General features: G+C 63.3%; 24 protein-coding genes and 1 pseudogene. 18 read left to right on the plus strand and 7 right to left on the minus strand.

What is annotated here, in order from left to right; all coding sequences use genetic code 11:
* Positions 1-191 precede the first annotated feature (191 nt).
* On the minus strand, positions 192-647 hold the full coding sequence (locus tag RTP54_RS05030; protein ID WP_112807186.1) for a DUF5330 domain-containing protein: 456 nt from the start codon (positions 645-647) through the stop codon (positions 192-194).
* Between the two features lie 635 nt (positions 648-1282).
* Here RTP54_RS05030 and RTP54_RS05035 point away from each other — a divergent pair.
* From RTP54_RS05035 to RTP54_RS05050, 4 genes and pseudogenes are all read left to right on the plus strand, one after another.
* The gene (locus tag RTP54_RS05035; RefSeq protein WP_312363176.1) at positions 1283-2854 is read left to right on the plus strand and encodes a HAMP domain-containing sensor histidine kinase; all 1572 of its coding nucleotides are present in this window, start codon (positions 1283-1285) and stop codon (positions 2852-2854) included.
* Positions 2826-3791, plus strand: coding sequence for a peptidoglycan-binding domain-containing protein (locus RTP54_RS05040; RefSeq protein ID WP_312361392.1), 966 nt, complete (start codon positions 2826-2828; stop codon positions 3789-3791). Before RTP54_RS05035 ends, RTP54_RS05040 begins: the two co-directional genes overlap by 29 nt.
* Positions 3792-3912: 121 nt before the next feature.
* Positions 3913-4272, plus strand: coding sequence for a DUF1491 family protein (locus RTP54_RS05045; protein WP_312361393.1), 360 nt, complete (start codon positions 3913-3915; stop codon positions 4270-4272).
* A gap of 56 nt (positions 4273-4328) precedes the next feature.
* Positions 4329-4532: pseudogene (locus RTP54_RS05050) on the plus strand (MerR family transcriptional regulator); the annotation flags it as partial.
* A 753-nt stretch (positions 4533-5285) separates the two neighbouring features.
* Here the strand turns inward: RTP54_RS05050 and RTP54_RS05055 are convergent.
* Positions 5286-6359, minus strand: coding sequence for a DUF2336 domain-containing protein (locus RTP54_RS05055; protein WP_312363178.1), 1074 nt, complete (start codon positions 6357-6359; stop codon positions 5286-5288).
* 294 nt (positions 6360-6653) lie between these two features.
* Between RTP54_RS05055 and RTP54_RS05060 the strand changes: the two genes are divergently transcribed.
* From RTP54_RS05060 to RTP54_RS05070, 3 genes are all read left to right on the plus strand, one after another.
* A complete protein-coding gene (locus RTP54_RS05060) occupies positions 6654-7367 on the plus strand; it encodes an SH3 domain-containing protein (protein WP_112817487.1) in 714 nt (237 codons plus the stop codon).
* A gap of 134 nt (positions 7368-7501) precedes the next feature.
* On the plus strand, positions 7502-7786 hold the full coding sequence (locus RTP54_RS05065) for a hypothetical protein (RefSeq protein ID WP_112807172.1): 285 nt from the start codon (positions 7502-7504) through the stop codon (positions 7784-7786).
* Between the two features lie 313 nt (positions 7787-8099).
* Entirely contained in the window at positions 8100-8273 is a 174-nt protein-coding gene (locus tag RTP54_RS05070) for a hypothetical protein (RefSeq protein WP_312361394.1), read from the plus strand.
* Between the two features lie 165 nt (positions 8274-8438).
* On the opposite strand, the gene RTP54_RS05075 is transcribed toward RTP54_RS05070, so the two are convergent.
* The 3 genes from RTP54_RS05075 to RTP54_RS05085 all read right to left on the minus strand — a co-directional run bounded on the left by RTP54_RS05075 (position 8439) and on the right by RTP54_RS05085 (position 11889).
* Positions 8439-8984: a DUF1254 domain-containing protein gene (locus RTP54_RS05075; protein ID WP_312361395.1), complete on the minus strand. Its 546-nt coding sequence runs from the start codon at positions 8982-8984 to the stop codon at positions 8439-8441.
* Positions 8977-9564 (minus strand): DUF1214 domain-containing protein, encoded by a 588-nt coding sequence (locus tag RTP54_RS05080; protein WP_112807166.1) that lies wholly within the window; start codon positions 9562-9564, stop codon positions 8977-8979. The genes RTP54_RS05075 and RTP54_RS05080 overlap by 8 nt, the downstream gene beginning before the upstream one ends.
* Positions 9565-9684: 120 nt before the next feature.
* Positions 9685-11889, minus strand: a complete 2205-nt coding sequence (locus RTP54_RS05085) for a transglycosylase domain-containing protein (protein WP_312361396.1) — start codon at positions 11887-11889, stop codon at positions 9685-9687.
* Positions 11890-12151: 262 nt separating this feature from the next.
* Between RTP54_RS05085 and RTP54_RS05090 the strand changes: the two genes are divergently transcribed.
* Both RTP54_RS05090 and RTP54_RS05095 read left to right on the plus strand, forming a co-directional pair.
* Positions 12152-12619 carry a YcgN family cysteine cluster protein gene (locus tag RTP54_RS05090; RefSeq protein WP_112807245.1) on the plus strand — a complete coding sequence of 156 codons (468 nt, stop codon included), beginning with the start codon at positions 12152-12154 and terminating at the stop codon, positions 12617-12619.
* 105 nt (positions 12620-12724) lie between these two features.
* Positions 12725-13234, plus strand: coding sequence for a GNAT family N-acetyltransferase (locus RTP54_RS05095; protein ID WP_312361397.1), 510 nt, complete (start codon positions 12725-12727; stop codon positions 13232-13234).
* 21 nt (positions 13235-13255) lie between these two features.
* On the opposite strand, the gene RTP54_RS05100 is transcribed toward RTP54_RS05095, so the two are convergent.
* Positions 13256-13591, minus strand: coding sequence for an MmcQ/YjbR family DNA-binding protein (locus tag RTP54_RS05100; RefSeq protein ID WP_112807160.1), 336 nt, complete (start codon positions 13589-13591; stop codon positions 13256-13258).
* A 323-nt stretch (positions 13592-13914) separates the two neighbouring features.
* Positions 13915-14055, minus strand: coding sequence for a hypothetical protein (locus RTP54_RS05105; protein WP_312361398.1), 141 nt, complete (start codon positions 14053-14055; stop codon positions 13915-13917).
* 1056 nt (positions 14056-15111) lie between these two features.
* On the opposite strand from RTP54_RS05105, the gene RTP54_RS05110 reads away from it, so the two are divergent.
* The 9 genes from RTP54_RS05110 (at position 15112) to RTP54_RS05150 (ending at position 23963) form a co-directional block, all read left to right on the plus strand.
* A complete protein-coding gene (locus RTP54_RS05110) occupies positions 15112-15366 on the plus strand; it encodes a hypothetical protein (protein ID WP_112807158.1) in 255 nt (84 codons plus the stop codon).
* Positions 15367-15408: 42 nt separating this feature from the next.
* A complete protein-coding gene (gene feuP / locus RTP54_RS05115; protein WP_112807156.1) occupies positions 15409-16080 on the plus strand; it encodes a two-component system response regulator FeuP in 672 nt (223 codons plus the stop codon).
* Positions 16070-17455: a sensor histidine kinase gene (locus tag RTP54_RS05120; RefSeq protein ID WP_112807154.1), complete on the plus strand. Its 1386-nt coding sequence runs from the start codon at positions 16070-16072 to the stop codon at positions 17453-17455. The genes feuP and RTP54_RS05120 overlap by 11 nt, the downstream gene beginning before the upstream one ends.
* A 170-nt stretch (positions 17456-17625) precedes the next feature.
* A complete protein-coding gene (locus RTP54_RS05125) occupies positions 17626-18069 on the plus strand; it encodes a hypothetical protein (RefSeq protein ID WP_112817491.1) in 444 nt (147 codons plus the stop codon).
* A gap of 91 nt (positions 18070-18160) precedes the next feature.
* Positions 18161-19309 (plus strand): c-type cytochrome biogenesis protein CcmI, encoded by a 1149-nt coding sequence (gene ccmI, locus RTP54_RS05130; protein ID WP_312361399.1) that lies wholly within the window; start codon positions 18161-18163, stop codon positions 19307-19309.
* Entirely contained in the window at positions 19306-19758 is a 453-nt protein-coding gene (gene ccmE / locus RTP54_RS05135; RefSeq protein WP_065782179.1) for a cytochrome c maturation protein CcmE, read from the plus strand. The genes ccmI and ccmE overlap by 4 nt, the downstream gene beginning before the upstream one ends.
* Positions 19755-21743, plus strand: a complete 1989-nt coding sequence (locus RTP54_RS05140) for a heme lyase CcmF/NrfE family subunit (protein WP_312361400.1) — start codon at positions 19755-19757, stop codon at positions 21741-21743. Before ccmE ends, RTP54_RS05140 begins: the two co-directional genes overlap by 4 nt.
* Entirely contained in the window at positions 21740-22195 is a 456-nt protein-coding gene (locus RTP54_RS05145; protein WP_112807146.1) for a cytochrome c-type biogenesis protein CcmH, read from the plus strand. Before RTP54_RS05140 ends, RTP54_RS05145 begins: the two co-directional genes overlap by 4 nt.
* A 211-nt stretch (positions 22196-22406) precedes the next feature.
* Positions 22407-23963 (plus strand): Do family serine endopeptidase, encoded by a 1557-nt coding sequence (locus RTP54_RS05150; RefSeq protein ID WP_112807144.1) that lies wholly within the window; start codon positions 22407-22409, stop codon positions 23961-23963.
* Positions 23964-24079 lie beyond the last annotated feature (116 nt).

Below are 24079 nucleotides of genomic sequence, written 5' to 3' on the forward strand. Positions count from 1 at the left end.
ATGTGCGGCGACCTAAACAGCCATGTCTTGTGCGAGCCTGTCGCAAGACCGCCCTTCGGTTGCATTCCGAAAAAGAAAACGCCGCGAGGGGATGGGATCCTCGCGGCGGCCGCGACGGGGCGGCAAGTCAGGCAGTGTCAAAGGATGTCTCTGCAATGGTCGCGCGCAGCGACCAGCACAGCGGGAAGAGTTTACTGGACGAGCGTTGCCTTGGGGTCGAGGCGCTTTTCCGGGACCGGCGTGCGCTTGAATACGGGAGCGGCGTCGGCAGCGGTCTGTTCGGCTGGCGTGGCCAGTTCAGCATCCGTTGCGGCCGGCTGGCCGACCGTACCGGTCTTCACCTTGGCATCGGGCTTGATTGCATCGGTTTCGGCGAACTGCGTGTCCAGGAATTCATAGGCAATGCGGGCGCCTTCGCGGGCCCGATGGCCGAGAGCGACGAAGGTTTCAGCACCCTTCTCGCAAACCTCGGGCTTCTCGATGCAGATGGCGCTGATGTAATGGAACGCCTCGTTGGCGGCCGAGAAGGTATCGCCGAGCTCGACCTTAGGGCCGTGCTCCAGCTTCTCGGCGCTCGACGGATCGAGGAACGGCAGCAACACCAGAACCATCGAAAACCAGAATGTCGCCTTGATGAGAAACCACATGTTCTGCCCATCCTGTATTCGGCTGCCGCGGCCCCCGGTCTTCTAGCCGGTTTTTCCGCTTTCGGCATCCTGGAGCGCCGCAGTATCCCCTGATACCCGTTCACGCCCGCCGTCGTTTCATCTGGACCGCCGTCTTTCGTCGTTCGGCCCTTTGTTGAGGCAGACACTAGGCAGAGAATCACAAGGGCGCTTTTCAAAAACCCGCAGCATTTGTTTCGAATTTTAATGAAACGCCTGCTCTTTGCGATTTGCAGTGCATTTGTGTCGCATTTTAGCTTTTGCCGTTAAGGTTCGTGGCAGCGGGGCGCCGGCAAAGCCCGAAAGCGTGGGCCACGGCACCGGAGCGGCTTGCCCAAATCCTTAACGTGAGACGGAAAATGCACCAAAATCCGTTGCTTACGCCCCGTTAACCACAAGAAATGAAGGTCGCCGGAATTGCCTCAAATCGGGATTTTTCAGGCATTTGGCGCCGTTCCCAGACGGTCCCGTTTATTCTTTCATTAAGCCGGGGATGCGAGATTCCGACATGTCACGAGGCAGTTCGAATGGCGGCCCGCATGAAGCGGAAAACGGTCACGCGCAGTCTCGCAAGAACAACAAATGTGGCAGGGTAAGGCGTGAGCGTATTGCGTGACATGGTTGGCAGATGGACGTCCTGCGTGGACGAGGCCGCTGCCCTATGGTTGCCCCGCCGCGAGGCAGGCTCGGCCGTCGGCCGTCGCGACCTCAAGCGCCTGCGCATCGTTGCCGCCGTTTCGCTGACCGCGCTTCCGACCGTGCCGTTGGCGCTCGCGCTCGCCATGCCCGTTTCCTCCGCATTGCCGCTCGGCACGGCTCTCTGGGCCTCCGCCTCGCTGCTGGCTGCTGCGGCGGCCATCGCGCGCGGCCGCGGCAAGCAGGATGACGAGGCGCTCGACGCTGCCGCCTACGTCCTTCCTGATCTTTCCGCCGCCTACGATCTCTTCGCCGGCCTCGTCACGGTGCACGACCTGCGCGGCAACGTCCTGTCGGTCCATGGGCGGGACGCTGCCGAGCATCTGACGCTGATGCGCGATCCGGCCGGTCGAGGCTTCATCGAGCAGATCCACGTCTCCGACCGCATCACCTTCCTGAGCGCGATCGACACTCTGCGCCAGGGTGGCGAACGGGCGACCGTCAACATCCGTATCGAACGCCGGTCACTGCCGCCGGAAGGCGAGCAATTCGTCTATATGTGCTGTGAACTGGCACCGCTTCTCGACGGCAACGGCGCACTGACGGCGATCCTCGCCCAGTCGCGCGACGTGTCGCAGGAGGCGCGGCTTCGCGCCGAAGCGGCCGCAAGAACCGCAGAGGCTGAATCGGCCAACGACGCAAAGACCCGTTTTCTGGCCGCCGTCAGCCACGAGCTGCGCACGCCGCTCAACGCCATTCTCGGCTTCTCCGACGTGCTGACCGGAGAATATTTCGGTCGCCTCGAAAACGATCGCCAGCGCGAATATGTCGGCCTGATCCACAAGTCGGGCGAACATCTTCTGTCGGTGGTCAACACCATGCTGGACATGAGCAAGATCGAGGCCGGCCGCTATGAGCTGGTTCCCGAACCATTCCGCGTCGCCGAGGCGGTCGCCGCCTGCGAAGCGATGCTGTCGCTTCAGGCACAGGAAAAAGGCGTCAAGCTCGCCAGCCGCGTCACCCGCGCCGTCGGCGAGATCAATGCCGACCAGCGCGCTTTCCAGCAGGTTCTGATCAATCTCGTCGGAAACGCCATCAAGTTCACCGACCAGGGTGGTCTGGTGACCATCGACGCCGAGGTGGTAGGGGCGACGCTGAAGCTGACCGTCAGCGACACCGGCATCGGCATAGCCGCCGACAAGCTGCAGATGCTGGGGCAGCCTTTCGTCCAGATCCAGAACGATTACACCCGCCGCTACGAAGGCACCGGTCTCGGTCTTTCGTTGGTGAAGGGGCTTGTGGCGCTGCATGGCGGCGAGATCGGCATTCGCAGCCGCGAGCGCGAGGGCACCGTAATCACCGTGACGCTGCCCATGGACGGCTCCGGCATCGTCGAGGCGAACCGCGAGGAGCAGCATTCGGCGGTCACCGTCGAATTTCCGCCGCGGCTGAGAGATAGTGACACGCAGCCGGCTGCCGATGGCGACCGGCTTGAAAGGACGGGTTTGAACGAGGATCGGGGATATGGCGCCGCGCAAGCGAAAACAGCCTGAACGCAAGAAGGCGGCGCGCACGGCGCCAGGCCTTGCCATGCGTGGGTTGGCACTCGCCGGCCGCGGTGCTGCGCTTGCCGGGCGGCTGGTCGCCCGTCACCCCTTGAGTGCAGGTGGCACGGCTGCCTTTGTCGTCGTCTTCTCCTTCGTTGCCGCCAATGCCATGTGGTACCAGCACGGCGTCCACCCGTCGCCCCTGCTGCGCACTCGCGTACCGCTTGTGAGCCCGCAGACGGCCGAGCGTATCGCAGCCGCTGAAGGTGCCGAGATCGAGCCGCGCAACGTCACGACCTTTGTCATCAAGCGCGAAGACGAAAAGAGCGCCGAAAGCGTCGAGGACGTGATCGCAGCCGCAGCATCCGAGACGACGATCGAAAAGCCGTCGCCCGAGCGTGTCGCCACCGTGCCGGATACGTCGGCTTCGCCGCTTGTCGCCGACGTTCAGAAAGAGCTGGGCCGTATCGGCCTTTACGATGGTGTGCCCGACGGGCGCCCGGGACCGCTGACGGCGGCTGCCATCCTCAGATTTGAGAAACAGTCAGGACAGACAGGGACCGGCATCGCGAGCGCCGAGTTGCTGCGCGCGCTGCGCGCCACGTCCGGTCAGAAGCTGGCGGCCGTCATGCCCGCGAGCCGGCCCTATGCCGACCCGAAGCGGGCGGTTGCCGACGTCGACCCGGTCGCTGCCGCCATTCGCTCGGCCGAGGGCGACAAGATGTTGACCCCGAGGGCCGAAATCCCGGTTTCGAGCGAAATGGTGCTGAACATCCAGAAGGGGCTGAGCAATCTCGCCTATGCCGACATCGTCGTAGACGGGGTCGCCGGCGATCAGACACGCGCCGCGATCCGCCATTTCGAAAAGCACTACCGCTTGCCGCAGACCGGCGAGCCCAATCCCAAGGTGCTGAAAAAGCTGAAGGAGATCGGCGCGCTCTGACGCGTCGTCGCTTTCAAGGGCTAAGTCGCGGGCAGTGCAGGTCGCACGTTCGGCGGTGACCATGGCGCGCTGGCGCCGCAACCGATTTGCAAGCGCATGCCCGCCCGTGTACAGCCTCTGCATGCGCCTCAAATCCGATATCTTCGTCTCCGCCCTTGTGCGCCGTGCCTTCGCGCTCGGGGGCTACGCGGCCGTCCTGCGCAAGGGTGCCGAGGATGCCGGTGCGATCTTCATCCGCCAGCGCACGCGCATGGGCACCGAGACGCTGTTTGCGCCGGCACCGCAGAATTTTTTTGCCGACGACGCCGATGGTGGCCGCAAGTTCGAGACCCGTTTGAAGGATAGCGATGGCGATGCGGTGGAGGATGCGCTTGCCCGCGAGATCCGGTTCGATCCGGATTGCTGGATCGTCGAGATCGAGCTGGACGATCGCTCCGACCTGTTCGACGTCGTGCCGGACGAGGCGAAAGGCCGCTCTTGAAACATCCGTGAGAGCTGCTTGACTCTCCACCTGGTGGAGGCCGTAGGACGCTTGTCATGGATGATCAGATCTACTCAATCGGCGAACTATCGCAGCTTTGCGGCATCTCCGTCAGGCGCCTTCGCTTCTACTCGGACAAGGGCTTGCTGCCGCCATCGGCGCGGACCGAAAGCGGCTACCGGATGTATTCCGGCGCCGACCTTGCACGGCTCGACCTCGTCCTGGCCCTGCGCGACGCCGGTGTCAGCCTCGAACAGATCCACAAGGTTCTGGGCAAGCGGGAAAGTCTGGCAGAGACCCTGGCGCTTCGGCTTAAGACGATCGAGGCCGAAATCAGGACCAAGCGCCGGATCGCTGCCGCCCTGCGCGCCACGCTGGCCATCCATGATCCGACACCCAACGATCTCAGGAGGTTATGGACCGTGACCCGACTTTCGCAGACTGAATTCCGCGCCGCCGTCGAACGCTTTTATGACGAGGTGACGGGTGATGCCGGTATGGATCCCGCCTGGAAGAAGCAGATGGTCGACGCCGGCATGCCTGATCTGCCCGACGATCCGACGCCAGAGCAGCTCGATGCCTGGAGCGAACTGATGGGCATCCTGTCAGACACGGACTATGTGAGGGCGATGCGCGCCGACATGGCGGCCATGTGGAACGGCGATTTTGATCCCGTCGCCTATGCAGAAGCGTCGAACGCCGTCTTTGCGCGCGTGCGCGCCGCACTTGCCGAGGGGCTGGAGCCGAACTCGGCGATCGGCAAGGAAATCGCCGAGGATTGGCTGGACCGATCGGCACGGGCGATGAAGAAGGAACCGGACCGTGCCTTCCTCGACTGGCAATTGAACGCGTATCGAAAGCATCACGCCCGCTCGGCGCGCTATCAAGAACTGATGGCGATCCTCCAGGGCGAGAAAGCGCCGCATCCGGCCGGACGCGAATGGAACTGGATCGTCGATGCGTTGAGGCAACGTCTCGGAGGGGACTGGGCGCTGGCCCTGTCAGCGGTCGATCTACCGGCGGCCGAACACCCGTTGTGTCTTGAAGCCACCAAGGGCGCCTGCGACCTTGCGTGCTGCCGGTTGCCGCGCATCGTTGGCATGATCATCGGCAAGATAGGCCTGATGGCGCGGTGCCGGCCCTTCGTCCCGTTCCTCTGATTGCAGCCAGCTGTCGAGTTTCTCGCGGCTTGACGTCGGATCCATGGAGCCGGTCAGGGCTTCGGCACGCGTGGTGCCGCCGATGCGCTCGGCGAGGTGTGGGTAAAGCGATTGCAGCACGAAGGTCAGGTCGTCGCCTGGCAGCGACAGGGCGATCAGGCTCGTGGCCAACTGCTGGCCGGAGACGTCCAGAAGAATGCGCTCGACCAATGGGCCGCGGGCATCGAGAGCGGTCGCCAGCGCCCGAGCGAAAAGAATGATTTCGCCGCTGCGCGCAAAGCGAACCAGGAGCGCACCATGGGTGGAGCTGATCGGCACGATCGTTGATGCGGCTTGAGCGGCCTCCGACGAGCCGGCGCGGGCGAGCGCCTTGATTTCGGCGCGCAGGGTCTCCTCGCGCGCGGTTCGTTCAGCGTCGGGTGCGGGCGCTGGCGGGAGAGAGGGCTCGTTGAGCTCGCGCTGACGCAACTCCGGGCGGGCGGAAAGCCCGGCCGGATTGTGGTGTTCGACCAATGCATCGATCACGGAGGGGGAAAGAGTGGTGCGCCGCGCGATCGCGCCGGCATGGGCAGCACTCTGCTGGCGGATAACGGCAATCAGCGTTCGGTCCGACACCGCCTGCGAGCGGGTGAGGAAAATCGCGGCGATCGAGATCGGCATGCTGCCGATCAAGGCGGCGACCGGCTCGGGAACATGCGGGCACTGTGACAGGGCGGCGGCGGCCTGGCGGCGCGCTTCGCTGCTGGAACCGAGGAACAGGGGTTCGAACAATTCGGAAAACTGTTTCATGTCGGATTTGCGCGGGATCCGCAGGCTTTCGAAACCGCTGACGGTTGCCATCAGGACCACGTCCTTCAAGCGGCCCGTTTGCGGCCTTTCCAACTCACGAAACCGATCCGTCACGATAAATCCTTGCACGCAAAACATGATTGCCATCGCCGGCGACCCGGAACGGCACACGTCACTAAAAATAAAAGAAAAGCGTTAGCGCACTGTTAACTATGGACGTTGGGGCTTTATTCAGGCTTGCGGCGCCGACAAGTTCATCCGTTTTGTGCCGTTTCGGCCCGAATGCGCCACTTGCTGTGGGCATGGCCCGATGCAGCCTTAAAAAATCCACAAGCGGCTTTAAGTGATCGCGGTGACGGTGAAGGGCTCCGGACGCCCGCCGACGCAAGAAGGCTTGTTGAAGAGGGGCCTTCCGATGGGAGACAGCTTATTGTGAAGAAAGTCATGTTGCGCGCGATGACCATATGCGCGCTTTTTCTGGCGCCGGCGATCGCCGAGGCGGCGGAAGGATTTGCAACCGCCAACGTCAATATGCGGTCCGGGCCGAGTACGCGTTATCCGGCGGTGTCGATGATCCCGGCGGGTGAATCCGTCGAAATCCACGGCTGCCTTGCGGATCTGCCCTGGTGCGACGTCTCCTTCTATGGCGGCCGAGGATGGGTCGCGGGACGCTATGTGCAGGCGAATTACCGTCGCAACCGGGTCTATGTCGAGCCGCAATACTACCGGCCGCTCGGCATCCCGACGGTGGTCTTCCAGTTCGATCGCTACTGGGACCGCAACTATCGCGGCCGCGACTTCTATCGCGACCGCGACCGTTGGCGCCGCGGGCCGGACTGGGTCGACGACACCCGCAGGCCGCGGGACTGGGAGCGCCAGCGCGACCGGGATCGCCGCGAATGGGAGCGCGATCGCGCCCGCCAGGAGCGTGAGTGGACGCGCGATCAGCGTGAGCGGGATCGCGACCGGCAGAACTGGGAGCGCAACCGTCGCGACGGGGAGCGCTGGGATGATCGTGACGGTGATTATGGCCGTCGCCCCGGCGACGACAATCGCGGTGACTGGGACCGCCGCCGCGAGCGGGACGGCGCACGGCAGGATCCGGTGATCCGGTGCCAGGCGATGGACCCATCCTGCGTGGAATGAGGCGGTGACATCCTGACCTTTCTGACGGGCGGCGCGAGCCGCCCGTTTTTGTTCGTGCCGCCGCTTTCGACAGGCCGCCTCGGAACCAATGCGGCCCCGAAGCGTTGAGACCGGGCAAGAGAAGGAGCGTTGCAATGGTTGAAAAGAAACTGCAGGCAGTCCGTGACACGGTCGAGGGCGAAGTCGAAGCGTCGGCAGCGCGGATCGAACTGGAGGCGCAGATCGCCGAACTGCGCGCAGAGATTGCTCGGCTGACCGATAGCGTGTCGGCAATCGGTAGCGGTGCCAAGGCTGTTGTTCAGAGCGAGGCGGAGGTGATGGCGGAGAGGGTGCGTGAGCGCGTCCGCGAAGAGCCGATTTCAACGCTTCTGGCGGTTGCCGGCGCTTCCTTCCTTTTCGGCCTGCTGTCCAGGCGTTGAGGCACCGTCCGTACCGCCAAAGCTGTTACCCCGGATACAGTGTTTCGTTTTTCCGGGGGACATACTGCAACCAGGTTAGGGGCATGGATGTGGCGTTAACCATCTATTAACCAGCCTATGGCTCAATCGAACCGGACCGTCTATGATTGGTCTGTACCACTTGAGCAGCAGCAACCTCCGGGCGACCGGAAGAAGGAGTAGACGAGAAAAGCGCGCCTGTCCGGGCAAGCCCGGGAAAATGCGCTGGCCCCCGAAAGGGCAGGGTGAAATCTGTACGGTAGTTCATCCGTCTCAAGCCTTTATGGAGACGAGCATGGCAGACGTGATCAGAATGGAGGACCGCAAGGTCCAGATACCTCCACGCAGGCCTCCGGCCATATCGGGCGGAGCGAAAGTGCTTCTCTTTACCGGAATTCGCTATGAGCGTCTCGATGGCCGCGATCCGCAGCCGACGGCGCCTGACGGACGCCGAATCAAGAAGCAGTAAAGGCGTTCCCATTGCCGTGTGCCGGCCACTTTTGGCTCGGCTTGAGCGCGGGTTAGCTCGTGCGCTCTGCGCTCCGCATCAGCGGTCGCATTCATTTTTCCACGATCTTTTGGCAGATACGGCGATGCTCGATGTTCGCCAGTCCCGCGACCGGATGGCGTCAGCCTAGCGACGGAACGGCTCGCAGCTCGATTCCGCCAGAAAATTGCGGACCTGATCCTCGAAGCTGTCAAGCGGCGCCATCGCGCGCAGCACCGCATAGCCGTCCTCTTCCTTCATCTCCACCATGATCGATTGCGCCAGGGCTTCAGGCGGCGTCTTGCGCAGTTCCACCAGCTGGATCGGCGTCGCGACCACGAGGTCGAGCCGACCATTGACGGCGGTGTGGTCGTTCATGCTGAAGACTTCGTTGGAGCCGCTGTCGAACACCGAAAGCGACCAGAAGGGCACGGAGCCGCTGGCGAGGAAGCGCGCCGGTCCGTCGGCGATCGAAAAGCTGCAGACGGCCGTGCGCAGATACGGGTCGTCATTGCTGAGACCGGTCGGCCCTGGCGTGCTCGTCAACGAGAAGAAGCTGTCCATCTCGAGAAGGCCCAGAACCCGCGTATAGGCATCGCGACCGGTGAACTGCGGCAACACCAGCACGATGATGATGTGCAGGAGGGCCGCACCGACGAGGCCGAGCAGGGCCGCGAACAGGACACTACGCATCGCCGCATCCCGTCTTGACCACCTTCGGCATGGCAAGATCGATCAGGCCGGACGAACCTGCCGTCGGTGTGTCGAGCAGTGTCAGCACCAGCCGGAAGGTGCCGGAATGCCGCAGTGCCAGCCAGTTGTCAGGTTGGGCATTCGGCGAAACGTGGATGGTGAAGGAGCTGTCCTCGGCACGCAGCACGGTCCAGGAGTTGAGCGCCGAGGGCAGATCCGAGCCGGGGCGCAACGGCACGCCGTCGGCGTTGACCGCATAAAGCGTCCAGAACCGCGCCTGCGGCGTCAGCCCGGAAACATCGTAGGAGCAGGCGGCCGATAGCTTTTCGCCCCTGTCGTCCACCTGGGCCGCGAACATCAGCCCCTCGGCGCCGCCGTAAAGGAGTTCGCCGGCCCGCGCGCGGTGTGCCTTGGCGTAAGGATCGGCATTCTCGGTTTGCGCCTCAGGGAAGGCGACCCACGAACCGATCGAGATCGCGCCGAAGCCGACCGTCGCCTTCAGCGCCCAGACGGCCGAAGCGATGCCGCCGCCGAAGGCGATGGCAAGGGCAAGGGCGACGAGGAGGGGAATTCGGAACAAGGGCGGCTCTATCGAATACGGTTATGCGTCGGCGCGACGGCGAGCGTCGCCCATGTCTCGCCCAAACGGACGCGCGACGCAACGGCGTTCATTGCGCCGGCATTGCGGAGACCTGCCCGTTCAATTGCTTGCGGCATGCGTCAGACCTTGTTGCGCAGACGCGCCGTCGGCGGGCCCGAGGACTGCGACCTTGCCGCCGTTCCGGTCCGGTGCCTTCAATGCCGGCGCTTTCTCGAAAGTTTCGCCGACGGATCGCAACAGTCGCGTCACATCCGCCGAAAGCGACCGGGGCCGCACCAGCGGCGGCAGCGCATTTTCGTCGGGCTTGGCATTGGCGACCTGCGGCTGCTTGCTCGGGGCAGGCGCAGGCGTGGTGATCCCCGGAATATGGCGATGCTCGATGCCCTGTTCGGCATAATCCATCAGCCGCTTGAAGGTCATGGCGGGCAGGGAGCCGCCGGTCATGTTGTTGGTCGATGTATAGTCGTCGTTTCCGAACCAGACTGCCGTGGTGTAATCGCCGGTATAGCCGACGAACCATGCGTCGCGGTAGGCCTGGGTCGTACCGGTCTTGCCGCCGGTGACGATACCGTTGTCGAGCGCTGCCTTGCGGGCCGTGCCGATGACCGGAATCTGCGTCAGCATCGAATTCATCGAAGCGCTGGCCTGCTCCGACAGGACACGCTTGGCCGGAGGCTCGTCGCGGGAAAAATCGTAGAGGATGTCGCCGTCGTAATTGAGGATCTGGCTGATGCCGTGCCGGCGCGATTGCAGGCCGCCGGCGGGGAAGACGGCGTAGGCCGTTGCCTGGTCGAGCACGGTCACTTCCGACGTGCCGAGGGGCATCGTCTTGTCGGCGCGCAGCGGCGTCTCGATGCCCATGCTCTTGGCCGTTTGCACGATCAGGTCCGTGCCGAGCTTGTCCTTGGCGAGACGCACCGGGATCGTGTTGATCGACTTGGCGATCGCGGTGAGGATGGTGACGCGGCCGGCATAGCTGCGGCCGTAATTTTGTGGCGACCAGCCGCGCCAGGTGATCGGCGCGTCGACGACGATCGTCTCCGGCGTCATGCCTTTTTCCATTGCCGCCGCGTAGGTATAGACCTTGAAGGAAGAGCCCGGCTGACGTAGCGCCCGCGTCGCGCGGTTGAACTGGCTCTCGCCATAGTCGCGGCCGCCGACCATCGCCCGCACTGGCCCGCCGTTTTCGACCATGACCAGCGCGCCCTGCTTCACATGGAAGCTTTCACCATACTGGCGCAGGCTGGACTCGACCGAATCTTCGGCCGCGTTCTGCAGGCCCATGTCGATGGTGGTGCGCACGATCAGCGAATGCTGGGCGAACGGGCGGGCGATGCGCTGCACTTCGTCGAACGCCCAGTCGAGGAAGAAGTCCGGCGCCTTGACCTGCGCGCGGTCGACGACGGTGGCCGGGTTGAGCCGGGCGGCAATCACCTGGCCCTCGGTCATCAGGCCGCCCTGGACGAGGTTGGTCAGAACCTCGTTGGCACGGCCGCGGGCGGCAGGCAGGTTGACGTGCGGCGCGTAGCGCGCAGGTGCCTTGAACAGGCCGGCGAGCATGGCCGATTCCGCCAGGTTGACGTCGGTGATCGCCTTGCCGAAGTAGAACTGAGCCGCAGCCGCCGCGCCAAACGTGCCGCCGCCCATATAGGCGCGGTCGAGATAGAGCCGCAGGATTTCCTTTTTCGACAGGTTGGACTCGAGCCAGATCGCCAGAAACGCTTCCTTGATCTTGCGCTCGATGGTGCGCTCGTTCGACAGGAACAGGTTCTTGGCAAGCTGCTGCGTCAGCGTAGAGCCACCCTGGACGACGCCGCCGGCGCGCGCATTTTCCGTCATCGCGCGGGCAAGGCCGAGGAAATCGATGCCGTAGTGATCGAAGAAGCGGCGGTCTTCCGTTGCAAGCACCGCCTTGATGAGGTGGTCGGGCAACTCGTCGATCGGCACCGAATCTTCGTGAATGATGCCCCGATGGCCGATTTCATTGCCGTAGCGGTCAAGGAAAGTGACGGCGAAATCGCTCTGCGCCCGCCAGTTGCCCTTGGTTTCCTCGAAAGCCGGAAGTGCGAGCGCGAGCATCAGCACCGAGCCGGCCGTGCCCCAGGTCATGCCTTCGCCGAGAACTTCGAAAACCGCCTTCTTCCAGCCGGTCACGCGGAAGCGGCGGAAGAAAATCGTTGTGTCTTCCCACCATTGCGAGAGTTTGAAACCGGCATTCCAGACCGTCGAATCGATCCAGGAATCGATTCTCAGAAAGATGTGCCGTTTTTTCGGCCGGTTATCGTCTTTCCTCGGTTCCCGCACGGTCTCAACGTCCTGAAGGCTTCTGGCATCATGCCGACGCCGGGCGATAGTTGCACGGCCATAAATTCCAATCTACTTGCATATCGCGCCGGCGGCCTTAAAAAACCGGCAATTTTCTGCGAAATTTCTCTTCTGCATATTTCCCTTGGTCGTCGCGGATGACAGGACATAGGCAGCAACTCAAGCCGCGACCGTCGCCTGTGCCCGCCTGACCGGACGTGCGACGCAGTAGCGCGATGGATTTGACGAAAGTGTGATGACCATGGGCGAAATGCCTTTCTGGAAGGCGAAGAGCCTTGATGAGATGAACAATGCCGAGTGGGAAAGCCTCTGCGACGGCTGTGGGCTCTGTTGTCTCAACAAGCTCGAGGATTGGGAGACGGCCGAGATTGCCTGGACCTCGATCCGATGCACGCTGCTCGACGGAGAGAGCTGTCGGTGCAAGGATTATCCGAACCGCCAGGCAACGGTGCCCGATTGCATCCAGCTGACGCCGGACGCGGTGCGTGAAATAACCTGGCTGCCGCCGACCTGCGGCTACCGGCTGGTGGCGGAAGGGCGTGACCTCTACTGGTGGCATCCGCTCTTGTCGGGCGATCCGGATACCGTGCACACGGCCGGCATTTCGGTGCGTGGCCGCACCGTTGCGGAAGACGGCATCGACATCGAGGATTATGAGGATTACCTGGTGACCTGGCCGCTGGAAGTCGGGGAGAAAAGCCTGGGTTGACAGTGCCTTGGCGGCTTTCGCGGAATCAATCCCGCAGGCTCGTCATTGCGGGCGCGGGTCGGAGCGGCTAGAGATCCCCGGTCGCCATCATTCCCAGGCATTCCGATGATCAGCACCGACCGCCTCGTTCTGCGCAGACCGCAACTGGAGGATTTCGAACCCTATCGCCAGATGTGGCTCGATCCCGAGATCCTTCGCCATATCGCGCCGGGTCCGTTTTCCGATGAGCGGATGTGGACGCGCTTCCTGCGCCAGGAAGGCGGCTGGCAGTTTTTCGGCTTCGGCTATTTCGTGATCGAAGAGAAAAGCTCCGGCCGTTTCGTCGGGCAGGTCGGCTTCCAGGATCTGCACCGCGAGATTTCTCCAGCCCTGACCGGCACGATGGAGACCGGCTGGACGATCGCGCCGCAGGCGCAGGGGCGGGGTTACGCGAGCGAAGCCGCGCAGGCGGCGTTCGCCTGGGCACGGGAACACCATGTGGGGCGCCGTGTGACGGCCATTGTCAGCCCGGCCAATGCCGCATCGCTCCGGATCGTGGAAAAGCTCGGCATGCGGCCCTTCGCAAACACCGAATACCACGACAAGCCCGTGACGCTGTTCGACTACACTCTTTGAAACGGTGAGCGTCTGGCCGCGTCAGTGGCGGCCGTTCTTTTTCACCAGGCTTTTGGGCGCGACGTTGCGCCAGGCGGTTTCCATCGACTGACGAATGAGATCGTCGTCCGCCTCGACGAAGTAGAACGACGTCCAGCCCTTGCTTCCCCATCCGCCGGGAACCGCGGCGCAGATGCCAGGCTCCATTTCCAGCAGCATGCGCTGCTGGTCCGGGGTGAACTTGAAGACCGCCCTGCCGGCCTCTGGCAACGACATGAAGATGCGCTTGCCCACGCGGAAGTCCCGCGTGCCGAAATGGGCATTTTCTTCCGTTCCCGGCAGGCTCAGCGCCAGTTTTTCGATCTCGTCGGTCAGCATGAAAAAAGAGTAACACGGTTTTTCCGATTGGCCAAAAGCGCGGGGATCGCCCCGGAGCCGACCGAAGGAGCGGCCTTGCCGGCGGCCGCGCGATCAAATCTCCTGTCATGCCGGCGTGTTTGATAACGGCAGGAAAGCCGTCGGAGCGAGGCTTGCGCGCGGCCTGATCCCGCCGCAATCACGCGTCTGTTCCAGCCCGGGGCACGAGCCTTTTCCTCGTTCGCGAACCGTAAAAAAGATCGCCCGCGGCGTTAGCTGCGGGCGACCTGAAGGTCTATGGAAATTGTGCTGTCGCGCGCTTGCGCTCGGGCTCTCGCCGACGCTTACTCAGCCGGCTGAACGGGCTTTTGTGGCGTCTGGCTGGCCGTGCGCATTTCGCGCCATTCGCTTTCGAAACGGTCCAGCAGCGACTGCGGTACCTTGGACTGCTGAGATGCCTGCTGGTTGTTTACGAGCGTCTGCATCCGATCCTCCCGGGCCTGTTGCAATTTCATGACAAGTTGATGGGCGGACAATTTCACATCGTAAACGCTTTGTAAATCAGTAGCTTAAATCATTTAAACGATTGAAAAATATTTAAATCGATTAATTTTTCGGTGATCCACAGTTGCATTCGTGCGGCGTCGATCGGTCGCCCGGTTTCCGGCCGAACGTCCTGGTGTGGACCTCGTCCAAAGAAGGTCTTGGCAAGCAGGCGGACATGCCGGAGCCTGCTCAACGACCGTTGCCGCAGGCTTGTAAAAGGAGCGGCGCCGTGGCGCGTCGTAGCCGGACAAGGCAAAACAAAGGCTTGGGCGGTTGGCCGGACTCTGTGTCCGAGCGTGTTCACTCAACCCGGCAAGCAGCGGACTCAACTTTGAAGGATGCGCGGCCAAGGGATTCAAAGCGCTGGAGAATTGCGCCTGCTTCAAGTCTTGCCGTTGGCAGATACGAAGGCATTACGCCAATCTGCTCCCTGACCGACCGCTTGACGATAGCAGAAAGGGTTTAACAAATGGCTGACTGCCGGCGGGAAGGGTGATGCCGCCTGTTGCACGACAGCAATACTGTCGCCGCCAGTTTGCTGTCGAAGCCAACGGAAACTTGGCGGCGAGACTGGATCTTTTCCGGACCCGCCCGAGATACTTGCGCTATGCCATCGCGCAGGCGCGCTTTCGTGCCGCCGCGCGGCGGGCGGACGCAGTAACCCTCCCACTGCGTCCGCCCGCATTTCCTTAGGCGTTGATAAACCCACTGGAACCGCCAGGTGGCGGGCACCGACGTCTGATGCCGTGGCACACCCTGGTCCGTTGCAAGATCCTTGTGCCGACATCCTGCTGGTCAAAGCTGCTGGCCCGGGTGCGTTTTCGGCCGTTGGGTTTCGCAGGCGAGGGAATCGTTGCAATCTGTGGTCAGGTCGACGTGGATGCGTGCATCCGCTGGCGGCCGTTCGCCGGGCGGGGTGGCCGACATTCATTTGCCATTCAGCCTCTATCCGTTATTGCTTTGGCCATGATGCTTCCCAAGTCGAAAGTGCGTTCATGTCTTCACCAGTGATCATAGCCGCGCTTGCCGCAGGTCTTGCAGGCTTTGCGCCGCCTCAGATCAGCGGACCCACGGACCTTGTCGTGCGTGTGGCCGGCGATTGCAGCGCGGCCGCTCAGCAGGTCGTGTCGGAAACCGGCGGCGAACTGTTGTCGGCGCAACCGACGTCCGATGGCCAATGCGTGATCACCGTGCTCGTACCCGGCAATGGCGGGCGGCCGAAGAAGGTGACCGTAAGGGTGCCGATGTAATTCGCGCGTGACGACGCTGCGAAAGAGGGGAAATAGTCAAGAATGCGCATTCTGGTAGTCGAGGACGACGTCAACCTGAACCGGCAGCTCGCCGAAGTTCTGAAGGAGGCCGGCTACGTCGTGGATCAGGCCTATGACGGCGAAGAGGGGCACTATCTCGGCGACGCCGAGCCTTACGATGCGGTGATCCTCGATATCGGCCTGCCCGAAATGGATGGCATTACCGTGCTTGAGAAATGGCGTGGCGGCGGCAAGACCATGCCGGTGCTGATCCTGACGGCGCGCGATCGCTGGAGTGACAAGGTCGCCGGCATCGATGCCGGTGCCGACGATTACGTCGCCAAGCCTTTCCATGTCGAGGAAGTGCTTGCCCGCATCCGCGCCCTGATCCGTCGGGCCGCGGGCCATGCCAGTTCGGAGATCGTCTGCGGTCCGGTGCGGCTCGACACCAAGGGGTCGAAGGCAACCGTCGACGGCACGGCGCTGAAGCTGACGTCGCACGAGTTCAGGCTGCTCTCCTATCTGATGCACCACATGGGCCAGGTCGTGTCTCGCACGGAGCTGGTCGAGCACATGTATGATCAGGACTTCGACCGCGATTCCAACACGATCGAGGTTTTTGTCGGCCGACTTCGCAAGAAGATCGGCAACGACCTGATCGAGACGGTGCGCGGCCTCGGCTACCGCATGCAAGCGCCCGGCAATGGCAATTAGATCCCTTACGGCCCGTGTATTGGCGGTTTCGACCGTCTGGGCCGTCGTCGCCCTGGTGGTGATCGGGGTCGTCATCTCGGCCCTTTACCGTCAGGGCTCCGAGCGCGGTTTCAAGGACCTTTTGCGCGCCCAGCTCTTCAACGTCGTCAATTCGATTTCGGTCAATGAGAAGACGGTGCTTGCCGGCAGTCCGCAGTTAGGCGACCTTCGGTTCTCGCAGCCGCAGACCGGCTGGTACTGGATCGTGGATCCGATCGGCGAGTTCGATACGCCCCCCTTGATCTCGACATCGCTCGGCAATGCGAAGCTGCCGATTGCCAGCGTCGACGAAGTGCCCTTCGATACCGGCTATGTCCGCTTCTATACGACCAAGGACCCCTTCGGTAACGAAGTCGAAGTGGCCGAGACGGAGGTCGTTCTCGACATTCAGGGCCACACCGCCCGTTTCCGCGTCGCCGGCAACCGCGACGTGCTGGAGGCGGATATCAACCGCTTCACCCGCAATCTGACGATAGCGCTCTCCATCTTCGGTCTGGGCGGGCTCGGCATGAACGCGTTGACCATTCTCTTCGGCCTCCGTCCGCTGGACCAGGTTCGCCGCTCGCTGGAGAAGGTCCGGGCGGGCGAAAGCGAAAGGCTCGACGGCGCGTTCCCGCGCGAGATCCAGCCGCTTGCCAACGAAGTGAACGCGCTGATCGACAGCAATCGACGCATCGTCGAGCGCGCCCGCATGCAGGTGGGAAACCTCGCCCATTCGCTGAAGACACCGATTGCGGTCCTTCTCAACGAGGCGCGTGTGCTGGAGGCGTCTCATGGCGAGCTCGTCCGCACGCAAGTTGATGCGATGCAGATGCAGGTTCAGTCCTATCTGAGCCGCGCGCGGATCGCCGCGCAGCGCGAGTCCGTGCTTGCCCGCACCGAGGCGCAGCCGGCGCTGGAGCGGCTGGTGCGTGTGATGCGCAAGCTCAATCCGGAGAAGGAAGTGCATCTGTCGATCAATCCGCCCGGCCTGGTGCTGGCGATGGAACTGCAGGATGTCGAGGAAACCGTCGGAAACCTGCTCGAAAACGCCGCCCGTCATGCCAAGGGCGAAGTCTGGTTAAACGTTCGTGCGGCGCCGGGCGAGCAGCATGCCAAGGAAGGCGGGCGTCATTGGATCGTGCTCGACGTGGACGATGACGGGGCTGGTCTCGACCCGGACCAGATCGCGCTGGCCATGAAACGCGGCAAGCGTCTGGATGAAAGCAAGCCGGGAACGGGCCTTGGGTTGTCGATCGTCAGCGAGATCGTGCGCGAGTACCAGGGCACGCTGACACTGTCGCGGCGGGAAGAGGGCGGGCTGAGGGCCGAGCTCGTGCTGCCGGCTGCGGTTTAGGGGCCACACTCGGGCGCGAAAGTGTCGGCTGGGCCGCCGTCCCGGTTGCCTCTGTCAACCGGGAATGCCAAAAGAAAATCAAGGGGAAGCCCCTTCGGTCCACATTGACGGAGCCGGGTCGGCTTCGCAGCGGGAAGTGCATGTCGCGGATCATGAGGAACCAGGCAGAAATGACACGAACTATTGTCGTCAGCGGCAGGATCGCGGTGATCGCGTCGGCGGTGGCTCTGGCCGGCTGCAGCACCACGTCGGGCGGGCAGTCCGCAGCGGCAGGGCTGGGCGCGAGCGCGACCCCGAAAGTGTCTTCGACCACCTATATCGCAGCGCTCCAGGGGGGCGTTATCGGTCGGCTGAGCAACCTCGATATCGGAACATCCGACCGCCAGCGCGCGCTTGAAGCCGAGTACCGTGCGCTGGAGGCAGCGCCAGGCGGCCAGCCGGTCAATTGGCAGGGACGCAGTGTCACCGGATCCGTGGTCGCCAACGCGCCCTATCAGGTGGGCTCGCAGAATTGCCGCCAGTATAGCCACACCGTCACCGTCAAGGGACAGCCGACGACGGCGCGGGGTGCCGCGTGCCGCAATCCGGACGGCAGCTGGACGCCGCTCAGCTGACCGGATTTCCGGTTGCGGCGAAACGCCTCAAATATCTGTCATTGCAGGTTTTCGAGTTGGAATGGCATGGGTGGCATAGTATTGAGCATCCATGTTGTTCTGGATCCTTGTCGCCACCCTGACGGCGGCTGTCGCTGCCGTGCTCATCCTCCCGCTGCTGCGGGCGGCAGCACCCGCGTCGTCTCCCCACAGTCATGATATCGAAGTCTATCGCGATCAGCTCGAAGAGCTGACGCGTGATCAGGAAAGCGGCCTGATCAACGGCGACGATGCCGAGCTTGCACGTGCCGAGGTCGCGCGTCGATTGCTGGCCGCCGGCGAGATCGATCGTGCCGCGGAGCCGGCCGCGCCGACGCGCCGCAGCGTCAACGTTCTGGCGCAGGCCTTCGTGCTGCTCTGTCTTCCCGCCATCGGGCTCTGTCTTTACTTGCTTACCGGCAGCCCGGGTGTTCCGGCGCAGCCGCTGGCCGCGCGCCTTGCCGATCCCGGTTCCGACATCAACATTCTGATCGCACGGGCAGAAAACCATCTGGCGCAAAACCCTGATGACGGTGCCGGCTGGGAGGTGCTTGCGCCGATCTACATGCGCAACGGTCGCGTCGAGGAGGCGGTTGCCGCCTATGATAGCGCCGTGCGCCTGCTCGGGCCGACGCCGGCACGGCTCGGAGGCTATGCCGAGGCGCTGATCACGCTGTCGGGCGGTCTGGTGACCACCGAGGCACAGGCGGCGCTGCGCAGATCGCTTGCCATCGATCCGAACGATCCGCGCTCCGAGTATTATCTGGCCCTCGGCCTGAAGCAGGAAGGCAAGAAGGACGAGGCGCTGGCCGCGTTCAACCGGCTGATCGCCGGCTCTCCGGCGGATGCGCCGTGGGTGCCGCTGGTCAAGCAGCACGTGGCGGAGCTTTCGGGCGGAGCTGCCGGAAGTGTTGCAGCGGCGGCGCCTGGAAACCCGAGCGCTGACGATATCGCTGCCGCGCAGGATATGAGCGCCGGCGACCGCCAGGAGATGATCCGCGGCATGGTCGAGAGCCTCGCCAGCCGTCTCAAGGAGGATCCTGCCAATCTCGAAGGCTGGGCGCGGCTGATCCGGTCGCATGTTGTGCTTGATCAGAAAGATCAGGCCGCTGCCGCCCTGAAGGAAAGCCAAAAGACCTTCCCCGCGGATGGCGACGAAGGAAAACAATTGCTGGCGCTCGCCCGGGAACTCGGGATCAAGACGGACGGAGAAACGCAATGACGCGCAAACAGAAGCGGCTGGCGATCATCGGCGGCGGCGTCGGCTTTCTGACGTTGGCCGTCCTGCTGGTGATGTTCGCCTTCAGCCAGGCAATCGCCTATTTCTATGTGCCAAGCGATCTCGCCAAGGCCGACGTGCCGCCGGGAACGCGCATCCGCCTCGGCGGTCTGGTCGAAGCGGGATCGGTCAAGCGCGGCGACGGCAAGACCGTGACCTTTACCGTCACCGATACACTCGGCCAGGTGCCAGTGACCTACACCGGTATCCTGCCGGACCTGTTCCGCGAAGGGCAGGGCGTGGTGACCGAAGGCACATTCGTCGCTGGAAGCTCCGTCTTCGTTGCGGATTCCGTACTTGCCAAGCATGATGAAACCTACATGCCCAAGGACGTCGCCGATCGCCTCAAGGCGCAGGGTGTCGAACTCAGCGGGAAGGAAACCGTTCGATGATCATCGAACTCGGACATTACGCGCTGGTTCTGGCGCTGGCGACCGCCTTCGTCCAGGCCGCCCTGCCGATCATGGGCGCCCGGCTCAACGATCGCGCCCTGATGGAGCTTGCGTCGAGTGCGGCACTCGCCTGCTTCCTGCTCGTCGCCTTCTCCTTCGCGGTGCTGACCTTCGCCTACGTGACCTCCGATTTCTCGGTTCGCAACGTCTGGGAAAACTCGCATTCGCTGAAGCCGCTGATCTACAAGATCTCGGGCGTCTGGGGAAACCATGAAGGATCGATGCTGCTCTGGCTCCTGATCCTTGTGTTCTTTTCGGCGCTGGTCGCCACATTCGGCCGCAACCTGCCAGAAACGTTGAAGGCGAACGTGCTCGCTGTCCAGGCCTGGATTGCGGTGGCCTTCACGCTGTTCATCCTGCTGACGTCGAACCCCTTTGCCCGCCTGATCCCGGCGCCGGGCGAAGGCAAGGACTTGAACCCGATCCTGCAGGACATCGGCCTCGCCATCCACCCGCCCTTGCTCTATCTCGGCTATGTCGGCTTTTCCGTCTGCTTCTCCTTTGCCATCGCCGCCCTGATGGAAGGCCGCATCGATGCCGCTTGGGCGCGCTGGGTGCGCCCATGGACCCTTGCCGCCTGGACGTTCCTGACGGCAGGCATCTCGATGGGCTCCTACTGGGCCTATTACGAGCTTGGCTGGGGCGGCTGGTGGTTCTGGGATCCGGTCGAGAACGCGTCCTTCATGCCGTGGCTTGCCGGCACAGCGCTGCTGCATTCCGCGCTCGTCATGGAGAAGCGTGAGGCTCTGAAGATCTGGACCGTGCTGCTGGCGATCATGACATTCTCGTTGTCGCTGCTCGGCACCTTCCTCGTGCGCTCCGGCGTGCTGACGTCGGTCCATGCCTTCGCCACCGATCCGACGCGCGGCGTCTTCATCCTCGCGATCCTCGTCTTCTTCATCGGTGGCGCATTCTCGCTGTTCGCCTTCCGCGCGTCGCGGCTGAAGTCCGGCGGCATCTTCGCGCCGATCTCGCGCGAGGGCGCTCTCGTCTTCAACAACCTCATCCTGACGACGGCGACGGCAACTGTCTTGACCGGCACACTTTATCCGCTGGTGCTCGAGGCGCTGACCGGCGACAAGATTTCGGTCGGGCCGCCCTTCTTCAACATGACCTTCGGACTGTTGATGCTGCCGCTTCTGTTTGCAGTCCCCTTCGGTCCGCTGCTGGCATGGAAGCGCGGTGACCTCGCGGGCGTTTCCCAGCGGCTGTTTGCCGCCGTCGCAGTCGGCCTCTTCTTCGGCTGCATCTACTATTACGTCATGAACGGCGGCCCCATCCTTGCGCTGTTCGGCATCGCGCTCGGCGTCTATGTGATCGTCGGCGCGCTGACGGACCTGGCGTTGCGCTCGGGACTCGGCAAGGTAGCGGGCAATGTTGCCTGGAGACGCTTCTCCGGCCTGCCGCGCTCGGCCTTCGGCACGGCGCTTGCCCATATCGGTCTCGGCGTCACGCTGATCGGCATCGTCGCTGTCACAGCCTTCGAGACCGAAACCGTGGTCGAGATGAAGCCGGGCATGACGGTGGATGCCGGTGGCTACACACTGCGCTTCGACGGCATGCGCAACGGCAGCGGTCCGAACTATTCCGAAGAATCCGGTCATTTCACCATCATGAGCGGCGGCGTCGTCGTTACCGACATCTGGTCGTCCAAGCGCCTCTATCAGGCGCGGCGCATGCCGACGACCGAGGCCGGTATCCGCACCTTCGGTCTCAGCCAGCTCTATGTCTCGCTTGGCGACCAGATCAGTGAAGGCGGCATCGTCGTGCGCATCTGGTGGAAGCCGATGATCCTGTGCATCTGGGGCGGCACGCTGTTCATGATGGCGGGCGGGTTCGTGTCACTCAGTGATCGTCGCCTGCGTGTCGGCGCGCCGACACGCGCCAAGCGACCGAAAACCATCCCGGTGGGGGCGGCCGAATGAACCGTTTCCTGCTGGCGTTGTTTCTGCTCCTGGCGTCGTTCGGTCCGAGCTTCGCCGTCAATCCGGACGAGGTTCTGGCCGATCCGGCCCTTGAGGCGCGGGCACGGGCACTTTCAGCCGAGCTGCGCTGCATGGTCTGCCAGAACCAGTCGATCGACGATTCCAATGCCGAGCTTGCCAAGGACCTGCGCGTGCTGGTGCGCGAGCGGCTGGTCAACGGCGATAGCGACGCGGCGGTGATCGACTATGTCGTTTCGCGCTACGGCGAATTCGTGCTTTTGAAGCCGCGGCTGGAAACCAAGACCATGATCCTCTGGGGCATGCCGATCCTGCTTCTCCTTGCCGGTGCCGCGACGCTGCTGGTGGCTTCGGTCAAGCGCAGTCGTCAATCGCGGGGAACGCCGCTATCGGACGACGAGAAGGAAAAGCTGAAGAAGCTGCTTCAGCCCTGATCCCTATGGGCGAGGCGCTGTCGCCTCGTCCCAACATTACCAAAAATTCACTTTCCGGACAGAACTCAGTAAGGTCCCATCCGTTACATCTTTCGTCATCGGCTGTTCCTCCAGTCAGCCAACAGCGAGATCGCCACCCCCGCGGCGACCCTCGAAATCACGATGTCGAAGCCGCCTGTCCGCGGCTTCCAGGAAAGAAAAGGCAAAACGGATGTTTACGACCAAATCCCTGCGTCCCTCTCTCAAGACTGTCCTGAAGGCTTCGACGGTTGCGGGTCTTGCGGCCGTCATGTTGACCTCCGGCCTGCCGGCCACGATCACCCAGTCCTTTGCCGATCCCGTCAAGGTCGATGCGCCCCAGGTGCCCAGCTTTGCTAACGTCGTCGAGGCCGTTTCTCCGGCCGTCGTCTCCGTGCGTGTTCAGTCGCGCGCCAAGCCGGTTGCCGACGATGGCAACAACTTCACTTTCGATTTCGGCGGCCGCGGCCTGGATGAGCTCCCCGACGATCACCCGCTGAAGCGTTTCTTCAAGGAATTCGGCCCGCGCGGCGATGAGCGCGCAGAGCGCGGTCCCGGCCGTCGCAGTCCGCATGGCGAAGGTCGCCTGCGTCCGACGTCTCAGGGCTCCGGCTTCTTCATCTCCGAAGACGGCTACCTCGTCACCAACAACCACGTCGTTTCCGATGGTGCCGCCTTCACGGTCATCCTCAACGACGGCACGGAGCTTGATGCCAAGCTGATCGGCAAGGACAGCCGTACCGATCTGGCCGTGCTGAAGGTCGATGACAAGCGCAAGTTCACCTATGTCAGCTGGGCAGACGATAACAAGGTCCGCGTCGGCGACTGGGTCGTCGCGGTCGGCAACCCCTTCGGCCTCGGCGGCACGGTGACATCCGGCATCATCTCGGCCCGTGGCCGCGATATCGGCTCCGGCCCCTATGACGATTATCTGCAGGTGGATGCAGCCGTGAACCGCGGCAACTCCGGCGGCCCGACCTTCAACCTCTCGGGCGAAGTTGTCGGCATCAACACGGCGATCTTCTCGCCGTCGGGCGGCAATGTCGGCATCGCCTTCGCCATCCCGGCGTCCGTCGCCAAGGACGTCGTTGCCGACCTGATCAAGGACGGCTCGGTTTCGCGCGGCTGGCTCGGTGTTCAGATCCAGCCGGTGAGCAAGGATATCGCCGAATCGCTCGGCCTGTCCGAAGCCAACGGCGCCCTCGTCGTCGAACCGCAGGCCGGTTCGCCAGGCGAGAAGGCCGGCATCAAGAAGGGCGACGTCGTCACGGCGCTCAACGGTGACACCATCAAGGATCCGCGCGATCTGGCCCGCAAGGTCGCCGGCATCCGCCCGGGCACCACGGTCGATGTCGCGCTGTGGCGCAACGGCAAGTCCGAAACCGTCAAGCTGGAGATCGGCACGCTGCCGAAGGACGACAAGGAAGCGGCCAAGGACGAGGGCGCCCAGTCCGAGGAAACCCAGCCGTCTAGCGAGCAGGCGCTCGCCGATCTCGGCATGACGGTCGTGCCTTCCGAGGACGGCAAGGGCGTGACGATCGCCTCGGTCGACGAGGAATCCGATGCCAGCGACCGCGGTCTGAAGCAGGGCGAAAAGATCGTTTCGGTCAACAATCAGGAAGTGAAGTCGGCCGACGATATCCTCAAGGTGATCACCACCGCCAAGAAGGACGGTCGCAGCAAGGCGCTCTTCCAGATCGAGGCCGAGGGTGGCAGCCGCTTCGTGGCGCTTCCCATCGACCAGGGCTGATCGCGGCAGCGAATGAATGACCAGGGCGCCGCGATATCTGAGCGATTTCGCGGCGCTTGCCGTTTGGGGCGAAGTGATCGCCATTCCGGTTGTCGGAAAGCCCGAAACCGGTTGAG

The organism is Ensifer sp. (assembly GCF_031989085.1).
Lineage (GTDB): Bacteria > Pseudomonadota > Alphaproteobacteria > Rhizobiales > Rhizobiaceae > Ensifer.

Coding starts and splice junctions, on each gene's coding strand:
- RTP54_RS05030 (WP_112807186.1), bottom strand. CDS start 647: ATGTGGTTTCTCATCAAGGCGACATTCTGGTTTTCGATGGTTCTGGTG.
- RTP54_RS05035 (WP_312363176.1), top strand. CDS start 1,283: ATGGTTGGCAGATGGACGTCCTGCGTGGACGAGGCCGCTGCCCTATGG.
- RTP54_RS05040 (WP_312361392.1), top strand. CDS start 2,826: ATGGCGCCGCGCAAGCGAAAACAGCCTGAACGCAAGAAGGCGGCGCGC.
- RTP54_RS05045 (WP_312361393.1), top strand. CDS start 3,913: ATGCGCCTCAAATCCGATATCTTCGTCTCCGCCCTTGTGCGCCGTGCC.
- RTP54_RS05055 (WP_312363178.1), bottom strand. CDS start 6,359: ATGTTTTGCGTGCAAGGATTTATCGTGACGGATCGGTTTCGTGAGTTG.
- RTP54_RS05065 (WP_112807172.1), top strand. CDS start 7,502: ATGGTTGAAAAGAAACTGCAGGCAGTCCGTGACACGGTCGAGGGCGAA.
- RTP54_RS05070 (WP_312361394.1), top strand. CDS start 8,100: ATGGCAGACGTGATCAGAATGGAGGACCGCAAGGTCCAGATACCTCCA.
- RTP54_RS05075 (WP_312361395.1), bottom strand. CDS start 8,984: ATGCGTAGTGTCCTGTTCGCGGCCCTGCTCGGCCTCGTCGGTGCGGCC.
- RTP54_RS05090 (WP_112807245.1), top strand. CDS start 12,152: ATGGGCGAAATGCCTTTCTGGAAGGCGAAGAGCCTTGATGAGATGAAC.
- RTP54_RS05095 (WP_312361397.1), top strand. CDS start 12,725: ATGATCAGCACCGACCGCCTCGTTCTGCGCAGACCGCAACTGGAGGAT.
- RTP54_RS05100 (WP_112807160.1), bottom strand. CDS start 13,591: ATGCTGACCGACGAGATCGAAAAACTGGCGCTGAGCCTGCCGGGAACG.
- RTP54_RS05105 (WP_312361398.1), bottom strand. CDS start 14,055: ATGCAGACGCTCGTAAACAACCAGCAGGCATCTCAGCAGTCCAAGGTA.
- RTP54_RS05110 (WP_112807158.1), top strand. CDS start 15,112: ATGTCTTCACCAGTGATCATAGCCGCGCTTGCCGCAGGTCTTGCAGGC.
- feuP (WP_112807156.1), top strand. CDS start 15,409: ATGCGCATTCTGGTAGTCGAGGACGACGTCAACCTGAACCGGCAGCTC.
- RTP54_RS05120 (WP_112807154.1), top strand. CDS start 16,070: ATGGCAATTAGATCCCTTACGGCCCGTGTATTGGCGGTTTCGACCGTC.
- RTP54_RS05125 (WP_112817491.1), top strand. CDS start 17,626: ATGACACGAACTATTGTCGTCAGCGGCAGGATCGCGGTGATCGCGTCG.
- ccmI (WP_312361399.1), top strand. CDS start 18,161: ATGTTGTTCTGGATCCTTGTCGCCACCCTGACGGCGGCTGTCGCTGCC.
- ccmE (WP_065782179.1), top strand. CDS start 19,306: ATGACGCGCAAACAGAAGCGGCTGGCGATCATCGGCGGCGGCGTCGGC.
- RTP54_RS05140 (WP_312361400.1), top strand. CDS start 19,755: ATGATCATCGAACTCGGACATTACGCGCTGGTTCTGGCGCTGGCGACC.
- RTP54_RS05145 (WP_112807146.1), top strand. CDS start 21,740: ATGAACCGTTTCCTGCTGGCGTTGTTTCTGCTCCTGGCGTCGTTCGGT.
- RTP54_RS05150 (WP_112807144.1), top strand. CDS start 22,407: ATGTTTACGACCAAATCCCTGCGTCCCTCTCTCAAGACTGTCCTGAAG.